We start from the raw sequence: 15,237 nt of genomic DNA on the forward strand, positions 1-15,237 counted from the left end.
TAGAAGGGCAAACAGGGCAGAACGCCGCGAGAATCGACGACTGTGCAGAGATTCGACGACCCAATGACCAGGCTCGACGCGGAGATGTCGACGGCGTTCCCGGCGGCCGCGCCCGTGGCGGCAGGCACGGGGATCCACGTCACGGCGGCCACCGTCGCCCGCACCCGCAGGCGGGTCGACGGCGAGCTGAAAGGCGCGATCTCCCACCTCAAGCTCCTCGTCCGCACCGTGGACGTGGCGGCGCCCGGATTCGGGGTGATCGGCGACCTGATCGTCGGCAGCGCCTACGAAGCCATCCAGGACCACGCGCACAGGCTTCTGGGCGATGCCGAGGAGGCCGTCGACGGCTGGACGGCCGCGCTCGGCGTCGCGCAGCGCAACTGGCAGGCGGCCGAGGCGCACAGCATCATCAGAGAGCAGTCGTGAGCAGCCCGTTCCCGAGCTACGGCTATCCGCAGCCCGCCTCGTGGCCCCCGGCGCATGCCACGCCGTCCGCCGCCACGGGCTACCACGTGCGGGGGTTCGGCCCGCCGCCGTCGATGACGCCACCGCCCATGGCGGCGCCGCCGGAGCCGATCGGGCCGAAGGTGCTGGAGGCGCTGAAGAAGGCCGGCAGGTTCTCGATGTACGTCGTCCCCGCGATCGTGGTGGCGGGCACCGCGATCGCGAACGAGCCGGGCATGGCGCAGGCGGCGAGCAACTGGAAGTACGGCATCGCCGCCCGGCTCGACGACGGCATCAAGCAGCTCCTCCCACAGATCGTCGCCACCTCAAGGGAGGGCTGGATCGCCCTCGACCAGGAGGAGTTCGAGCGCGTCGTCTGGGTGTTCCACCGGGAGATCGGCGCCCTGCGCAACGTCCTCGGCGACATCGGCGGCATGCTCGACGAGGTCGCCGCCGGCTACCGCAGCTACTGGCTGCACCTCGGGCAGGCCGTGGCGGTCACCGTCGCGGCGCTGGGCATCGCCAAGAAGATGCAGGTCCTGCCGCATCCGCTCTTCAGGCTCGCCGGACTCATGATGGAGCAGTCCATCGGCGCCGCGATGACCGGCATCGTGGCGACGCTCACCCTGAGCCTGGCCTCGATGCTGCGTGCCGCGGGTCAGGTCATGTCCACGCTGATCAAGAAGGATCACCAGTTCGGCTACGTGCTGCCGAGCGACGCCGCGGCGGTGGACTTCACCCAGGCCACCATCAGCTCGAAGGACTACCCGTCCTACCGGGAGCCGTCCGGCAAGGGACGGCTGCCGGACGGCTACCAGGACTTCGACTGGGTTGCCCCGGCGAGCAAGTGATTCGGGATGATTGCGTGGATTGTGGGGGTGCGGTTAACTCGCTAGGCATTAGTGGCTGGTGAGAGGGGATGGGCCTGTGACGGAGTTCGGGGACTTCGCCAACATCGACATCGACAAGCTCCTGCGCGGGGCCGACGAGCAGTTCGCCAAGGCGGAGCAGCTCCAGCAGACGATGGCCGACCTGGTGGGCCGAGCCGAGGACCGGGACGGGCTCATCAAGATCGAGTACGGCCAGGAGGGGCTGCGCGAGCTCGAGATCCATCCCAAGGCGATGCGGCTGGCCGCCGGCGAGCTGTCCGACCGGATCAAGGCCACCATGCAGGACGCCGTCGCGGACCTGAACAGGCAGATCAACGACGCCATGGTCGACGTGTTCGGCGAGGAGGGCAATCCGATGCGCTTCATGAACGACCCCGACGGCGCGCTGCATCAGGTCAAGCAGGCCGAGGCCGCCTACGAGCGGACCTACGAGGACGTCATGGGCGAGCTCGAACGCATCCGCAGGCGACTTGACCTGTAGCTCCCAGGCGGGCCGTAACCGCCTGGCGGTCAAGCCCGAAACGGAAGACGCCGACCGGCGATGTCCTCGTATGCCCGGATTTTCGCCGGAACAAGAGCGTATAGAACGGCAGAAAGTGTTATCTTCCCGAGCAGGAGTAACATCCGTCACGGCAGCAACGCGGATGCGAGAAGTTGTGGAAACAGCTTGACCAGCATGTTTGCCGCAGTGTCCGGAAGTTGTTACGTCCTGGTCACAGAGACGCCTGTGAAAGGGGAGGTAGTTGGTGATTACCTGGCCTTCCCACATAGAAGCAGGCCATGAGTCACGGAGGTGACAAGTGTCCGACATCTCCCAGATGATGGATCAAGTCGAGGCCACCCCCAGCCAGCTGAAGAAGGCTTCGGGGCACATCGCCGACACCGCGCAGTACGTCGAAGGTCTGCGGGTCTCCGTGGAGACCACGGCCAACGGTCTGCTGGCTTCGGGCTGGATGGGCCCGGCGGCGCAGATCTTCAGGAGGGCCATGACCACCTGGGACAACTCCATGCGGAACGTCCGGACGGACCTGGAGCAGATCTCCGAGACGATGAGCGGCAACGCCGTGGTCTACGAGGCGAACGACGCGGACGTGCAGGCCGGTATGAACCGGGTCAATGATCTGATCAACGTGGAGTTCGCCGGTGGCGACTACAAGAGCGGAGGCAACTAGCCATGTCAGCTGAGCTCGACTTCACCCGGGTCAACTTCGGGCAGATGGACCTGGCGCAGCAGGACTTCGTCAAGATAATCGCTGCCTTCGAGACGAAGATCGACTGGCTGATGACGCAGCTGAAGACGGACCTCGGCACCGCCTGGTCGGGTGTCGCCAAGGCCACCTTCGAGGATCACGAGAGGCGCTGGAACGCGGAGGCCGCGAAGATGCGGTCGCAGCTCGACGAGCTCCAGAAGGCGGTACTGATCGCCAACGAGAACTACCGCGCCGCCGAAAACCGCAACAAGGCCATGTGGTACAACGGCTGATCCGTACGAACAAGATCTTCCCTCGGCCACCGCGCGCGGTGGCCGAGCTCGTCAGGGGAGGACCATGACCAGCCACGACGCCATGCACGGCGGTGCCGACCACGGGCTGAAGCTGGAGAAGAACTGGCCGGGGCTCGGTGCGACCGACGCCGACCTCTACTACGACGTGGGCAAGATGCGCGCGGTGGCCAACGAGCTGGAGAACCAGCTCGCCACCATGGCCGGTCCCGGCGCCACCAAGGACGGCGGCACCGGCTCCGTGGAGGCTCTGACCAGATACTTCACCCTGGACGCCTCGCACATCGGCACCTGGCAGGCCGCGAGCGCGCTGGCCCAGAGCGTCGGGAGCCCGGGGGAGACGCCCAGCGGCATGGCCGACCTGGAAGGCCGGGGAGAGCGGCTGGGCCTGCTCTACAAGGAGTACTACGACTGCCTGGAGACCCTGGTCAAGGCGCTCAGGGAGTGTGCCGACACCTACGAGCGCACCAACCCCACACCCAACCGAGCCTGAAAGAGGGGGCACAGTGGCAGAGCGGACGGTGGTCATCCGTGACAACAGTGTCGCCCCGGAGAAGGGCGAGGTCTTCGCGTTCAAGCAGCAGATCGAGCAGTGGCTGCTCGCGACCTCGCCGATCGAGGTGCACGGCGCCGGACTGACGTACGCCGAGGTCTCCGCGAAGATCAAGGCGGTCGCCGACGCGTTGCCCGGGATCGCGTCCAAGCTCGACGATTGCTGGTCGAGCGAGTCCTCGGCGAAGGCGCAGAAGGCCCTGCAGCGGCTCAACGCGAGCGGCGCGAGCCTGGCCGACGCGACCGGCAAGATGGGCGAGGCGCTCACGGCGTACGGCAGGGACTACCTGCCCGCGGCGCGGGAGAAGATCCAGGCACTCAACCGGTTGTCCGACGGCGAGGTGTCGATCCCCTCGTCCGAGCTTCCCGCCTCGACCTCCAACCTGGAGCCGAACTCTCCCCTCGACGACTTCAAGGCCAGGGGGATCCTCCAGACGCTCAACGAGCAGATCTCCGACCTCTACTTCGGCGTCATCCCGGCGACCGTCTCCATCGACCTGCCGGAGATCTCCCTGCCTGGCCCGGACACCGGCCGGCAGCTCGGCATCAACACCCCCACGACCTACAACCAGGGCGACTACCGCGACGGCATCGGCTCGCCCGGTGGGCCGGACGGTTCCGACCGCTCGTCCACTCCCGGCGGCGCCCCTTCTGGCCTCGGTAGCGACGCGGGGACGTCGGATCCGGGCGACCGCTCCGGCTCGCAGCCCCCCACCGGCGGCACCCCTGGCGGAGACAGCCCGAGTGGGGACAGCCCGAGTGGGGACAGCCCGGGTGGAGACACCCCGGGAAGCGACACTCCAGGTGCGGACACCCCCGGTGCGGACACCCCGGGCGCCGGCGATCCGCAGGACGGCGCCTCACCCGGCGACCAGGACGAGGCCACCTCTCCTGCCGTCATCGGCGGTGACGACACCTCCGACGAGACCAGCATGGGGACTCCCGGCGAGGACCCGGACGAGACCGAGGCGGCGGACTACTCGCCCCAGACGATCACGCCTACCACGGTGGCCCCGCCGACCACGGCGACCCCCCTCACCGGGCAGCCGCAGATCATCCCGGCCCATCAGGGCACGACCGGCGTCCCCTCGGTGATCGGCGGGCAGAGCACGTTCGGCCAGGCCGGCACGATCGCCGCCTCGGCAGGGCGTGCGGGCCTGAACGGCATGGGCATGCCGCTGATGCCGATGATGGGCGGCGGTGGCGCCGGCGAGCAGCAGGCGGATCTGGAGCGTACGACCTATCTGTCGGAGGACCGCGACCTGTGGAGCCCGGCGGAGCGCTCCACCACGCCGGTCATCGAGGCGTGAGGGAGGCGGCATGGCACTCGAGTTGGATCCCGACTGGCCGGGGCTGACGGAGGATCACGACATCAGCGGAGATCCGTATGCGAAGCGTCCGGAGATCAACCGCATCGCCGGTGACATCGACAAGCTGCTCAAGAAGCTGACGACCTCCTCGGCGCCTCCCGTCACGCAGGTCCTCTCGGCCCCGGGCCCGGAGGACGACCCGCCGCTGCCCGGTCTGCCCGAGAACGCCGGCTCCCTGCCCGACCTGCGGACTTATGGCGCCCTCAGCGAGGTTCAGCTCGGCCAGTGGACCACGCCCATGCAACTCTCCTTCACCGTGCAGAACGCCTACAACATGCTGGTCGGTGCGTCGGCCAACTCGGGTGGCAAGTACACGATGCTGGTCGAGAAGCTCGAACCGATCATCGAGGCGCTCTTCGAGACCGCCAAGACGTCGCAGGTCGCGGAGCAGGCCAACCAGGAAGCCGCCGCGCGGCAGGACGTCTGAGGCGGGGGATCGTCATGGCTGAACCGAAGATCCAGACAACCTCGCTCCGCGACCCGAGCCAGCCGCTCGACACGTCCACCCCCGAGGTCTCGTTCCTCGGCAGCATGGTCACCGACACGATGGGCCAGGTCAAGAAGTGGCTCGACGAGACGGACCCGGACACTGTGCGGCGGGCGGGGGCTTACTACTCGGCCGCTGAGAAGCTGCTGAACCAGCTCGCCGTGGACCTCAAGGCGCGGGCCACCGAGCTGGCCGACCACTATCAGGGCCCGGCGGCGGTCGAGACGCAGAAGCAGTTGCGCCTGGTGCACGCCAGCGTGCGCGAGCTGGCGGAGAAGCTGGGAGCCGTGGGCCGGCCGCTGCAGGGTTACGCGGACACGCTCCACTGGGCCCGCGCCAACCTGGTCGACTCGCTCACGACCCACTCCCGGTCCAACGACGACACCTACTGGCCGGGGTACGTGCCGTTCTACCGCCTGCACCGCGCCGACGAGCGCGCCGTGGAGCATCTGAAAGCGGTCAACGAGCGCATCGTCGGCCACTACCAGCAGTTCCCCGTGGAAGTGCAGGAAGCGATCCCGGACATCACGATTCCGGACATGCCCACCTTCACGAACGGCGCCCCCAACATCCCGGGCGGACCCGACGCCGGCGGCAACGTCGTCGCCGTGGGCGACCTCGGCAAGAAGATGTCCGGCCTGCCGGGCGACGTCAGCGGCGCCTATCCCGGCGGGGCGATGCCCGACGGCCAGTATCCGGGCGGCCAGTACCCCGACGGTCAGTACCCGAACAGCGAGCAGTTTCCCGGCGGCGCCGGGCTCGGCGGCTCCGGGACCGACGGCTCCGGGATCGACGGCTCCGACCTCAACGGGCCCGACCCGTACGGCGGCGCCGACCCCGGCTCGGTGACGGCGGCCACCCTTGGCACGCCCAGCCTCCCCGGCACGTCCGACCGGGACTCGACCAGCCTGGCGAGTTTCGACCCCTCGCTGAACACCGGCCACCCCAACGGCGTCCCGAACAGCACCGGCCCCACGGCGACGAGTGGTCCGGTGACGGGCGTGCACGGCGCCGGTGGGACAGGCGGGACCGGTGTCGTGGGCGCCGGAATGGCGGGCGCGGGCGGTGCGGGCGCGTCGTCGGCGGGGCGGGCCGGGGCCAACGGCATGGGAATGCCGATGGTGGCGCCGATGCGTGGTGGTGGCGCGGAGGAGCGGAAAGGCGAGGAGAGGTCCACCGACCTGTACGAGGATGACGAAGTCTGGGGCGGGCCGGAGGGAACCACGCCGTCCACGCTGGCCTAGCGCCGAGCGTTTTCATGGGACATTTCGCGATTCACGGTGAGAGAGGTGTGGCGTGGACACCAATCCCTACGCGGTGCCGGGCCAGGAAGCTCCGCTGCCAGGCATCGAGTTCACCGAGGGCAAGATCAAGAAGCTCGGTGCCAACCTGGGCGACAAGGCGCCGGCCATGGACAACGCCGCACGGGGTGTCGGCGGGCTCTCCGTCGCCTGGCCGGGGTTCGGTGTCGTCGGCCTCGGCCTGTCCCATACGCACGACGGCGCCAGGGATGCCGCGCGCAAGGCCCTTGAGGAGGGCAGCGCGGTGCTGAAGCACTGGGAGTCGGTCCTCGCGAAGGTCGACAAGAACTACGCCGACCACGAAGACGAGATCAAGAAGAGGAATGCCGCACTCGGCGGAGGGCCCGACCCGGGCGGGCCCGAGCTGGGTGGAGGGCCCAAGATTCCGGGCGGCATGCCGAAAACCGGTATGGGTGATCTGCCGGATCCCAACATGCCCGATCCGAACATGCCCGATCCGAACATGCCGGACCCGAACATGCCGGACCCGAACATGCCGGACCCGAACGCGCCGGACCCGAACATGCCGGACCCGAACATGCCCGATCCGAACATGCCGGACCCGAACATGCCGGACCCGAACATGCCCGATCCGAACATGCCGGACCCGAACATGCCGGACCCGAACATGCCCGATCCGAACATGCCGGACCCGAACATGCCCGATCCGAACATGCCGGATTCCAGCCTCCCGAACACCAACCTTCCCGACGCCGATCTGGCCGGCTACGACCCCGCGAAGACGAGCCTGGCCAACTACGACCCCACCGCCATGAGCACGCCGCGCATGCCCAACGCGGACATGTTGACCTCGGCGGGTGACCCCTCGGGCGCCTCCGGACGCTACGGCGCGAGCGGCGCCTCGGGCACCTCCGGCGCCGCGGGGGCATCCCCGAACCCGCGCGCCCCCGGCGCCGGCGGCATGCCGATGATGCCGTTCATGCCGGGGATGGGCGGCGGCGCGGGGGCCGAGAACCGCGACCAGGACAAGGCGGACTTCCTGCGCGGTGAAGAGGGCGACTGGGACGACGACGTGGACATCGCACCGCCGGTGATCGGCCAATGAGAAAGGCGCTGCCTCGTGGCGTACGAGAGTGACAGGGCGATGTTCCACGCCGCGGTCGCCGAGTCGGCGGCCGCGGCCGTCGTCCTCTTCCAGTACCCGTTGGCCAGGAGCATCGCGCTGCTGATCGGCACCCTCATGTCGAACCCGGGTGACATCAAGAGGATCGCCGAGGAGTGGGTCCTGCCGGCGGCGGAAGGCGCGGCCGGCGGTTTCGACGAGCTCAACGACCAGATCAAACGCCTGGTGCAGGAGATCAACAAGAAGAAGGAGGGCGAGGGCGTAGGCTGGGGCGGCGAGGTGTTCGAAAAGTTCGAGCAGGCCTCCGAGCTTTTCCTCAGCGGCCTGACGAAGGCCAAGGAGTACCACTTGGGAATCGGTCAGGGGCTCGGCCAGATGGCCGGCCTCTACCACCTCGCAGCCGTGGTGTGCTTCTGGGTGGCACAGGCGATGACCCTGCTGGCCGCTCTCCAGGTGGTCAGCTATCTCTTCGTCACCAGCCAGCTGGCCATCCGGGGCGCCATCAACCTCGCCCTCGGCACGCTCGGCAAGGCGCTCAAGGGCGTGCTCACGAACAAGGTCAAGGCCCTCGGGACGCTCAGCTTCCTCGTCGCCGGCGTCACCGCGTCGGCGTGGGGCCTGGCCGAGTTCTTCGAGGGGCAGAAGCCGAAGCCGGACTTCAAGGCGGCCGACGTCAAGACGGTCGAGGAGAAGGACGGCGTCTACAACCTGGAGCCGAGGCACAAGCAGGACGGCTACGCGGCGCTGGGCGGCATGCCCTAGGAGCCTTCCGGGCAACGGACGATCTGCTCTAGGTGCTCGGCGGCAGCGGGATGCGGTCGTGGATGCGGGTGGAGAAGACCAAGGACGTGGTGGTGCGGCCGGCGGTGGCCAGGTGGGTGCAGACGCGTTCCAGGTCCGTCATCGACCGGGCCCAGACGGTCAGCACATAGCAGTCCTCGCCGGTGACATGGCGGCACTCCACGACCTCGGGGATCTCGGAGAGCATCCGGTCGAGCGCGTTCCCCGACGGGTCATGGGTGCGGACGCGGACGATGGCCTGGAGCTCGAATCCCAGCTTGGCCGCGTCGACGCGGACCCTGTAGCCGGTGATCACGCCCGCGTCCTCCAGACGGCGAAGACGCTCGGCCACGGCGGGGCGGCTCAGCGACACCCGCCGGGCCAGCTCGGCCACGCTCAGCCGGGCATCCTCGTGCAGTTCGCGCAGCATCTGCCAGTCGATCAGGTCCAATGTCACTTCGACGGTCACAGGCTGATATTACCGTCATTTCGGCGCCATAAGGGGAGTTATCCCGACTGGATCGTCTTCAAGAAGCGCTGTTCAGCTTCATAGGCTTTGAACATGACAAGCCAGAGGCCGCCAGGTTCGGCGGCAGAGCAGACTCGTGGCAAGGCGACCGAAGGGCTGCTCGACAGGGCGGTCGACCACGCGCTCGCACACCTTGCCGGGCTCGGAGACCGCCACGCGGCAGCCGAAGCCACCCCCGCGGAGCTCCGCACCTTGCTGGACGCTCCGCTACCGGTTCACCCCACCGATCCTGCCGAGGTGATCGACCTGCTCGCCGAGGCCGGCAGGCGCGGGACCGTGGCCAGCCCCGGCCCGCGCTACTTCGGCTTCGTCATCGGCGGAAGCCTGCCCGTCGCACTGGCCGCCGACTGGATGGTCTCCGCCTGGGACCAGAACGCCGCCGCCTACACCCCCGGCCCGGCCGCATCCGTGATCGAAGAGGTCTGCGCGCGCTGGCTCGTCGAGCTGTACGACCTGCCGCGGGAGACGTCGGTGGGCTTCGTCACCGGCGGCCAGATGGCGACGTTCACGGGACTCGCGGCGGCCCGGCACCACCTTCTCGACCGGCACGGCTGGGACGTGTCGGAGCGGGGCCTGTCCGGAGCCCCGGAGGTGACGGTCCTGGCCTCCGCCGAGCGGCACGCCAGCGTGGACCGGGCGCTGCGCTTCCTCGGCTTCGGCTCGGCCGGCATCCGCGACCTGGCCTGCGACGCCGACGGCGCCGTCGACCCGGCCGCCCTCCGCGGCGAGCTCGAAAGGACCCGCAGCCCGGCCATCGTCTGCCTGCAGGCGGGCAACATCAACACCGGTGCGGTGGACCCGATCGCCGAGGCGAGTGCGCTGGCCCGCGAGCACGCACCAGGAGCGTGGGTGCACGTGGACGGCGCGATCGGGCTGTGGGCCGCGGCCAGCCGGAGGCTGCGTCCCGCCGGGCTGGAGCTGGCCGACTCCTGGTCCACGGACGCGCACAAGTGGCTGAACGTGCCCTTCGACTGCGGCATCGCGCTCTGCGCCCATCCGGCGAGTCACCGCGCCGCGATGGGGATCTCCGCCGTGGCCGCGCCGTACGTCGTGCTGTCGGAGCAGACCCGCGACCAGATCGACTGGAACCCGGAGTGGTCGCGGCGGGCCAGGTCCGTTCCGGTGTACGCGGCGCTGCGTGCCCTCGGCCGGGACGGGGTGGCCGAGTTGGTCGAGCGCACCTGCGAGCTCGCCCGGCGCTTCGCGGCCCAGCTGGGCGGGGTTCCGGGCGTGGAGGTGCTCAATCGGGTGCTGCTCAACCAGGTGCTGGTCGCCTTCCGGGCGGACGACGGCGACCACGACACGCTGACGCGGAACGTGGTGGAGGCGGTGCAGCGCGAGGGCACCTGCTGGCTGGGCGGCACCGTCTGGCGTGGCCGCTACGCCATGCGGATCTCGGTGTCCAACTGGTCGACCACCGAGGACGACGTCGACCGCTCGGTCCAGGCGATCATGGGCGCCCTCCGGCAATGCCGGCGCCAGTAGGGGGAGGTACTCGAAACCCACGGCGCCGGAGCCCGTACATCTGGAGGACCCCGCACCTCCGGCGCGGGGTCCTCTGTGGTGAAGCCGGGGGCGAAGCACCGACGACTAAGGCCGGCCCGCGGTTCGCGGATGCCTGATCAGCAGGTAGGTGGTGGCCGCCGCCCACAGCCAGATGGTCGCTCCACCGAGGAGCAGCCAGCGCAGGTCCGCCAGCGGGAAGGCGGCGAACCCGAGGCCCAGGTAGATGACGGGAGCCGCCATGCTGTAGACGGCCCATCCGCGCTGCCCGGATCGCAGAAAGCGTCTGGCGAAGACGAAGCACGCGGCGATCAGAGCCAGGCCGATGATCGTCGGTGACTGGTTGTGGAGAGTGCCGTGCAGGGTCGGCTGTGCCGGGGTGGGCACACCGGGCGGGAATCCGGCGGCGGGGTCGGTGGGGAAGACCGCGGCCCAGATGAGGCCGATTCCGTACAGGCCGATCAGGAGCGGTCCCCACGTGCGTCCGGGGCCGTCGCGCAGCAGCCGGCGCAGTCCGAGAGCGGAGGCCAGCACCAGTGATCCGGCGAGGGCGAAGGTGGCGGTCTGGATCCAGCCGTGTTCGCCGAGTGCGAGCTGGCTGAGCGCGTGGCGTCGCGGGTCGAACCCGTCGCGGGTGGCTTCCTGGATGACGACTGAGGCGACGAACAGCGGACCGGCGGCCACCCCGCACCACGACAGCGCCGCGGTGGAGGAGGTGACCGGCGGAACGGTGGCCGTCACGAGGCGGTCTCCTGGTGCTGCCAGATCGGCTGCCAGTCGGGCAGTTCGTGGAAGCGGCGCAGCTCGGCCAGCCCGCACAGCCCGCCCGCCCAGGCGGCGTAGGGCGGCTGCTTGTCGTCGAAGCCGCCCTGGACCAGCGTGATGGTGGTCCCGCCGCCGGAGCCGTCCAGCTCCCAGGTGGTCACGCCGGTCTCGCCCCAGCCGATGGTCAGGCTGTGGCCCGGATCCAGGCCCAGGATCTTGCCGAAGCCGTACTGGCCGCCCACCTGAGGGTGGATCTCCATGGGGAAGCCGAACCAGCGGCTGACCTTGTCCTGGTCGATCAGGGAGTCGTAGACCTCGGCGGCCGAGGCGTCGACGACGACGGCGCCGCGCAGGTCGGCGGTGCTGTAGTCGCATCTGGGGGTGAGCGGGCGGCCCTCGACGTGGTCGACGAGGTTGGCGATCGACAGCGCCCAGAAGGTCTGCAGCATGCCCAGTGCGCCGGGATGGTCGAAGTCGAAGCCTGTCTGGGAAAGCGTGATCAAGGTCGACCCGGACCGCTCCTCGGCCAGGGCGATCTCGACGGTGGTGTCCTGCCCGGCCAGTGCCCAGGAAAGGCGCAGCGTGCGGTCGTCGGTGTGCAGCGGGCGCTGGTGGGCCGCGTCTCCCTCGGGGACGTGGCGGCCCCAGAAGGCATAGCGTGCCGGCAGGTCGCACTCGGCCTGCTCGGCCAGCCACAGCCGCATCTGCCGAGGGTCGGTCAGCGCGTGGTGAACCGCTTTCAGCGGCATGCCGGCGCGGGCGGTCATGGTCAGGGGTTCGCTCATCGGTCTCTTCTCCTGATCGCGGGCGGGGGGCGCGCAGATATGTCCGTCTCCCATTGCAAAAGCAATCTTGAATATAAAAATCTATTTTGTCAATGATGCGCCGAGGTGCCACGTCAGGACCTGGATGTGCGTTCGTGCAGCCGGCCCCGGAGGGCCCGCGTCGACCTACCCTCCCGTGGTCACCGGCTGCCGGGCGGCGGCCGGATCCAGCTTCGGCCCGACGGGGATGAGGTGGATCAGGTTCCCCGGCACCGGGGCCACGTCCTCCGCGTCGTACCCGAGCTTCCCGAGCAGGTCCGCCGACTGCAGCTCATGCTGCTTGCCCTGGTCGCTGATCAGGTAGTAGGTGTGCACCGAACCGAGCTGCCCGTCGCCGGGCAGCAGCCCGGCCATCGCCGCCCGCCCGGGCGGCATCAGCACCTGGTCGAAATGCTCCTGATCGCCGCGTACGGCCGGCACCTGGATCCGCATCGTCCCGCCGACCGTCAGCTTCGCCCGAGTCGACCCCTTCTGGGTGTCGGCGTAGACGGAGCAGAGCGGCGCGGAGGGAGAGGTCGTGATGGCCTTGGGCAGGGACGTGGGCATCCCCGGCACCGCGAGATTCCGCTTCGAGAGCCGGGCGTTGGCCGTGGCCGCGTCGATCGGCTTCGGCACCACGCGCGCGTTCCCGTACGCCGCCTTGCTCCGCGAGTCCTCCAGCAGCAGCCGGGTCTGCGTCGTGTTGATCGACGCCAGCCCGTCGCGGAGCAGCACGTAGGACCGCGCCGGAGCCCCCGCCATCTCCTGCACGCTGAAGATCTGGCCGATCGCGGCCGCCCGCCCGTCGGGCCCCCGCACCCGCTTGCCCCGCTCGGGCACCTCGGGCGCGATCAGGTCGGGCCCCGGCGGAATGGCGTTGATCCAGCTCGACGGCACCGCCCGAGGCTGCGCGTTCAGCGCCCGCACCCCGGTGGCGTCCACCTTCATCCGCTGGTCGTTCCAGATCACCCACGGCTGCTGGCCGTCGGTCACCACCAACGCCCCATCGCCGACAGGTGTCCCGCCGACGTCGCTCCCGCCGACCAGGCTCACGTACGGCACCCAGGTCCCGGCCGCGTTGGGCGCCTCGACCACGCACACCGACCAAGGACCCTTGACCAGCATGTCCTTGGCGGGCAAGCTGTCGGGCGCGCCGACGATCCCCACCAGCGGCCCGCGCGCGTAGTCGTCCAGCGAGGCGGCCGACACGTTACGCGTCGTCACCTCGCCCGCATCGAGCAGCAGCCGGGCCGAGGCGTAGTTGGCGACGGGCAGCATCTTGCCCATCTCCTGGCTGTAGACGTACTTGGCGCCGGTCTCCTCCTCGACGAGCACCTGCCCGGCCTCGGTCAGGTTCGTCGCCCCGCCGGGCTTCAACAGCCCCCAGATCCCGAACGCGGCGGCGACCAGCACCCCGATCAGAACCCCGCTGAACGTGGCCACGTTGTGCCGCCGCATCGGCGACTCGGCCACATCCGGCTCCGCTTGCAGCAAGGCCATCCCCAGACGCTGCTGCATGAGCCGATGGGCCTGGTACAGGTCCTTGCGGGTCTGCATGTCACCTCTCCCGTGTCATGGCACGCATCAGCATAGAACGCCACAAACCTCCATGCTTGCCCCTCTCGTCCCAAGCATCCCTCACCCCGCTGGGCGGGCAGGGAGCGGTGGTGGCCCCGCGACGGCCTGGGCGGGCGTTCAGCACTCGCGCATCGCGGCACGGGTCTGGGCGACGGACATGGGCGGGCCCGGAAGCGTGCGAGCGGCGCCCGCGCGCAGACCGTCCAGGGCCAGGGCCAGGTGCCGCCGCCAGGCTCCGGGCGCCACCTTGTACGTGGCCCGGACGGTCGCCGCGACCCCCCAGACCACGAACGCCATGTCCGTGAGCGTGACATCACCCCGCACATCACCCGATCCCTGGGCGCGCTCCAGGATTTGCCGCATCAGGCCGTATCCGCGATCCCCTTCCAGCGCCGCCCCCCGTACGGCGAAGTCGTTGTAGCCGAGGTCGCCTGCCTGCAACTCGCACACCCCGGTGAGGAATCCGGCGAACCCGTCCCAGGGATCGGCCATCGCCAGCGCCTGCTCAGCCAGCGCGGCCACCGTCGCCACGCGATCCGCGAAGACCTCCGCCACCAGGGAGTCCCGCGTAGGGAACCGGTTGTAGAGCGTCCCGATGCTCACCCCCGCCGTGCGCGCTATCTCTTCGAGCGGCACGTCGAGCCCCTGGTCGGCGAACAGCTGCCGGGCCGCTCGCAGAAGGCGCTCACGGTTCTGCACGGCGTCCTTGCGCATGTCCCGAGATCCTAGCTAAGTTGAGCCCAGTCTCAAATTGAGGAGAGTCTCAACTTATGGGTCGCACCATGGTGATCACGGGGGGCACGAGCGGCATCGGCCTGGCACTGGCCCGCCACCGTGCGGGGCTCGGCGACCGGGTCGTAGCCGTAGGCAGCAGTGAGGAGGGCGGGCGGCGCCTGCGGGAGGAGGTGCCGCAGGCCCACTTCATCCGGTCGGATCTCAGCTCCCTGCGCCGGACCCGTGATCTGACCGAACGGCTCGGCGCCGAGTACCCGGTGATCGACACGCTGGTGCTCGCCGCGTTCAGGCTCAACCCGGCGCGCGTCGAGACCGCGGAGGGTTTCGAGCACACCTTCGCCCTCTACGTGATCAACCGCTGGCTCATGGCCGAAGGGCTGCGCGATGGACTGGAAAGGTCGCCGGCGCCGGCGATCGTCAACCTGTGCGGCGCCGGACAGCGGGGCCGGATCCACTGGGACGATCTCCAGTTGGCGGGCGGATACCGGGCGGTCACCGCGACCATGCAAGGAGCCAGGGCCAACGAACTGCTGGGGATGGCCTATACCGCCGAGCGGACGAAGTACGTGCTGTACAACCCGGTGTTCGTGGCGACAGGGCTGCACGAGCCGTTCAAGCAGCCGCTGCGCGGTGTCGTACGAGCGGCGTCGGCGGCGTTCGCCCAGCCCGTGGCCAGGGCACTGCCGCCGATCGCCGCGCTCGTCGACCGGCCGCCGGGCGAGCCGCTCACCGCATGGAAGCAGGGCAAGCCGATCGACCTCGCCGTCGACCTGGAGGAAGCGCGGCGTTTCGAGCGGACCGTTCGCGAGCTGGCGTCGGCCCTGCCCTGCTGATCGGCCGGCGCGCCGACCCGCGACGCTGTGCTGGAGGACCGCACCGATCGGCGCCGGCGAGCGTCCGAACCGGTCGCACAAG

The 15,237-nt window shown here is 69.5% G+C and carries 18 protein-coding genes; 13 read left to right on the top strand and 5 right to left on the bottom strand.

Going from position 1 to position 15,237, the window contains the following annotated elements; translation table 11 throughout:
• Positions 1 to 42: 42 nt before the first annotated feature.
• The 11 genes from V5E28_RS15840 to V5E28_RS15890 all read left to right on the top strand — a co-directional run bounded on the left by V5E28_RS15840 (position 43) and on the right by V5E28_RS15890 (position 8,391).
• Positions 43 to 426: a hypothetical protein gene (locus V5E28_RS15840; protein WP_336207645.1), complete on the top strand. Its 384-nt coding sequence runs from the start codon at positions 43 to 45 to the stop codon at positions 424 to 426.
• Positions 423 to 1,295: a hypothetical protein gene (locus V5E28_RS15845; RefSeq protein WP_336207646.1), complete on the top strand. Its 873-nt coding sequence runs from the start codon at positions 423 to 425 to the stop codon at positions 1,293 to 1,295. Before V5E28_RS15840 ends, V5E28_RS15845 begins: the two co-directional genes overlap by 4 nt.
• A gap of 76 nt (positions 1,296 to 1,371) precedes the next feature.
• On the top strand, positions 1,372 to 1,815 hold the full coding sequence (locus tag V5E28_RS15850) for a YbaB/EbfC family nucleoid-associated protein (RefSeq protein WP_336207647.1): 444 nt from the start codon (positions 1,372 to 1,374) through the stop codon (positions 1,813 to 1,815).
• A gap of 319 nt (positions 1,816 to 2,134) precedes the next feature.
• Positions 2,135 to 2,506 (top strand): WXG100 family type VII secretion target, encoded by a 372-nt coding sequence (locus tag V5E28_RS15855; RefSeq protein WP_336207648.1) that lies wholly within the window; start codon positions 2,135 to 2,137, stop codon positions 2,504 to 2,506.
• A 2-nt stretch (positions 2,507 to 2,508) separates the two neighbouring features.
• Complete coding sequence (locus tag V5E28_RS15860; RefSeq protein WP_336207649.1) at positions 2,509 to 2,817, top strand: WXG100 family type VII secretion target; 309 nt, start codon at positions 2,509 to 2,511, stop codon at positions 2,815 to 2,817.
• 64 nt (positions 2,818 to 2,881) lie between these two features.
• Positions 2,882 to 3,328 (top strand): hypothetical protein, encoded by a 447-nt coding sequence (locus V5E28_RS15865; protein WP_336207650.1) that lies wholly within the window; start codon positions 2,882 to 2,884, stop codon positions 3,326 to 3,328.
• Positions 3,329 to 3,341: 13 nt separating this feature from the next.
• Positions 3,342 to 4,697, top strand: a complete 1,356-nt coding sequence (locus tag V5E28_RS15870; protein ID WP_336207651.1) for a hypothetical protein — start codon at positions 3,342 to 3,344, stop codon at positions 4,695 to 4,697.
• A gap of 10 nt (positions 4,698 to 4,707) precedes the next feature.
• A complete protein-coding gene (locus V5E28_RS15875) occupies positions 4,708 to 5,184 on the top strand; it encodes a hypothetical protein (RefSeq protein ID WP_336207652.1) in 477 nt (158 codons plus the stop codon).
• A 14-nt stretch (positions 5,185 to 5,198) separates the two neighbouring features.
• Positions 5,199 to 6,488, top strand: coding sequence for a WXG100 family type VII secretion target (locus V5E28_RS15880; RefSeq protein WP_336207653.1), 1,290 nt, complete (start codon positions 5,199 to 5,201; stop codon positions 6,486 to 6,488).
• A 380-nt stretch (positions 6,489 to 6,868) separates the two neighbouring features.
• Complete coding sequence (locus V5E28_RS49545) at positions 6,869 to 7,321, top strand: Cys-every-fifth RiPP peptide CefA (protein WP_442945825.1); 453 nt, start codon at positions 6,869 to 6,871, stop codon at positions 7,319 to 7,321.
• A gap of 305 nt (positions 7,322 to 7,626) precedes the next feature.
• Positions 7,627 to 8,391 carry a hypothetical protein gene (locus V5E28_RS15890; protein ID WP_336207655.1) on the top strand — a complete coding sequence of 255 codons (765 nt, stop codon included), beginning with the start codon at positions 7,627 to 7,629 and terminating at the stop codon, positions 8,389 to 8,391.
• Between the two features lie 28 nt (positions 8,392 to 8,419).
• Here V5E28_RS15890 and V5E28_RS15895 read toward each other — a convergent pair whose 3' ends face one another.
• Positions 8,420 to 8,878, bottom strand: coding sequence for an Lrp/AsnC family transcriptional regulator (locus V5E28_RS15895; RefSeq protein ID WP_336207656.1), 459 nt, complete (start codon positions 8,876 to 8,878; stop codon positions 8,420 to 8,422).
• 93 nt (positions 8,879 to 8,971) lie between these two features.
• Here V5E28_RS15895 and V5E28_RS15900 point away from each other — a divergent pair, with 93 nt between their 5' ends.
• Positions 8,972 to 10,423, top strand: a complete 1,452-nt coding sequence (locus V5E28_RS15900; RefSeq protein ID WP_336207657.1) for a pyridoxal phosphate-dependent decarboxylase family protein — start codon at positions 8,972 to 8,974, stop codon at positions 10,421 to 10,423.
• 105 nt (positions 10,424 to 10,528) lie between these two features.
• On the opposite strand, the gene V5E28_RS15905 is transcribed toward V5E28_RS15900, so the two are convergent.
• The 4 genes from V5E28_RS15905 to V5E28_RS15920 all read right to left on the bottom strand — a co-directional run bounded on the left by V5E28_RS15905 (position 10,529) and on the right by V5E28_RS15920 (position 14,301).
• Entirely contained in the window at positions 10,529 to 11,182 is a 654-nt protein-coding gene (locus tag V5E28_RS15905) for a DUF998 domain-containing protein (RefSeq protein WP_336207658.1), read from the bottom strand.
• On the bottom strand, positions 11,179 to 11,991 hold the full coding sequence (locus V5E28_RS15910) for an SRPBCC family protein (RefSeq protein WP_336207659.1): 813 nt from the start codon (positions 11,989 to 11,991) through the stop codon (positions 11,179 to 11,181). Before V5E28_RS15910 ends, V5E28_RS15905 begins: the two co-directional genes overlap by 4 nt.
• A gap of 165 nt (positions 11,992 to 12,156) precedes the next feature.
• Positions 12,157 to 13,566, bottom strand: coding sequence for a type VII secretion protein EccB (eccB, locus tag V5E28_RS15915; protein ID WP_336207660.1), 1,410 nt, complete (start codon positions 13,564 to 13,566; stop codon positions 12,157 to 12,159).
• Positions 13,567 to 13,704: 138 nt separating this feature from the next.
• Entirely contained in the window at positions 13,705 to 14,301 is a 597-nt protein-coding gene (locus V5E28_RS15920) for a TetR/AcrR family transcriptional regulator (RefSeq protein ID WP_336207661.1), read from the bottom strand.
• Positions 14,302 to 14,369: 68 nt separating this feature from the next.
• Between V5E28_RS15920 and V5E28_RS15925 the strand changes: the two genes are divergently transcribed.
• Positions 14,370 to 15,155 (top strand): SDR family NAD(P)-dependent oxidoreductase, encoded by a 786-nt coding sequence (locus V5E28_RS15925; protein WP_336207663.1) that lies wholly within the window; start codon positions 14,370 to 14,372, stop codon positions 15,153 to 15,155.
• Positions 15,156 to 15,237: the final 82 nt, after the last annotated feature.

The organism is Nonomuraea sp. LPB2021202275-12-8 (assembly GCF_037044575.1).
GTDB lineage: Bacteria > Actinomycetota > Actinomycetes > Streptosporangiales > Streptosporangiaceae > Nonomuraea.

Coding starts and splice junctions, on each gene's coding strand:
- V5E28_RS15860 (WP_336207649.1), top strand. CDS start 2,509: ATGTCAGCTGAGCTCGACTTCACCCGGGTCAACTTCGGGCAGATGGAC.
- V5E28_RS15900 (WP_336207657.1), top strand. CDS start 8,972: ATGACAAGCCAGAGGCCGCCAGGTTCGGCGGCAGAGCAGACTCGTGGC.
- V5E28_RS15910 (WP_336207659.1), bottom strand. CDS start 11,991: ATGAGCGAACCCCTGACCATGACCGCCCGCGCCGGCATGCCGCTGAAA.
- V5E28_RS15925 (WP_336207663.1), top strand. CDS start 14,370: ATGGTGATCACGGGGGGCACGAGCGGCATCGGCCTGGCACTGGCCCGC.
- eccB (WP_336207660.1), bottom strand. CDS start 13,566: ATGCAGACCCGCAAGGACCTGTACCAGGCCCATCGGCTCATGCAGCAG.
- V5E28_RS15880 (WP_336207653.1), top strand. CDS start 5,199: ATGGCTGAACCGAAGATCCAGACAACCTCGCTCCGCGACCCGAGCCAG.
- V5E28_RS15875 (WP_336207652.1), top strand. CDS start 4,708: ATGGCACTCGAGTTGGATCCCGACTGGCCGGGGCTGACGGAGGATCAC.
- V5E28_RS15865 (WP_336207650.1), top strand. CDS start 2,882: ATGACCAGCCACGACGCCATGCACGGCGGTGCCGACCACGGGCTGAAG.
- V5E28_RS15920 (WP_336207661.1), bottom strand. CDS start 14,301: ATGCGCAAGGACGCCGTGCAGAACCGTGAGCGCCTTCTGCGAGCGGCC.
- V5E28_RS49545 (WP_442945825.1), top strand. CDS start 6,869: ATGCCGCACTCGGCGGAGGGCCCGACCCGGGCGGGCCCGAGCTGGGTG.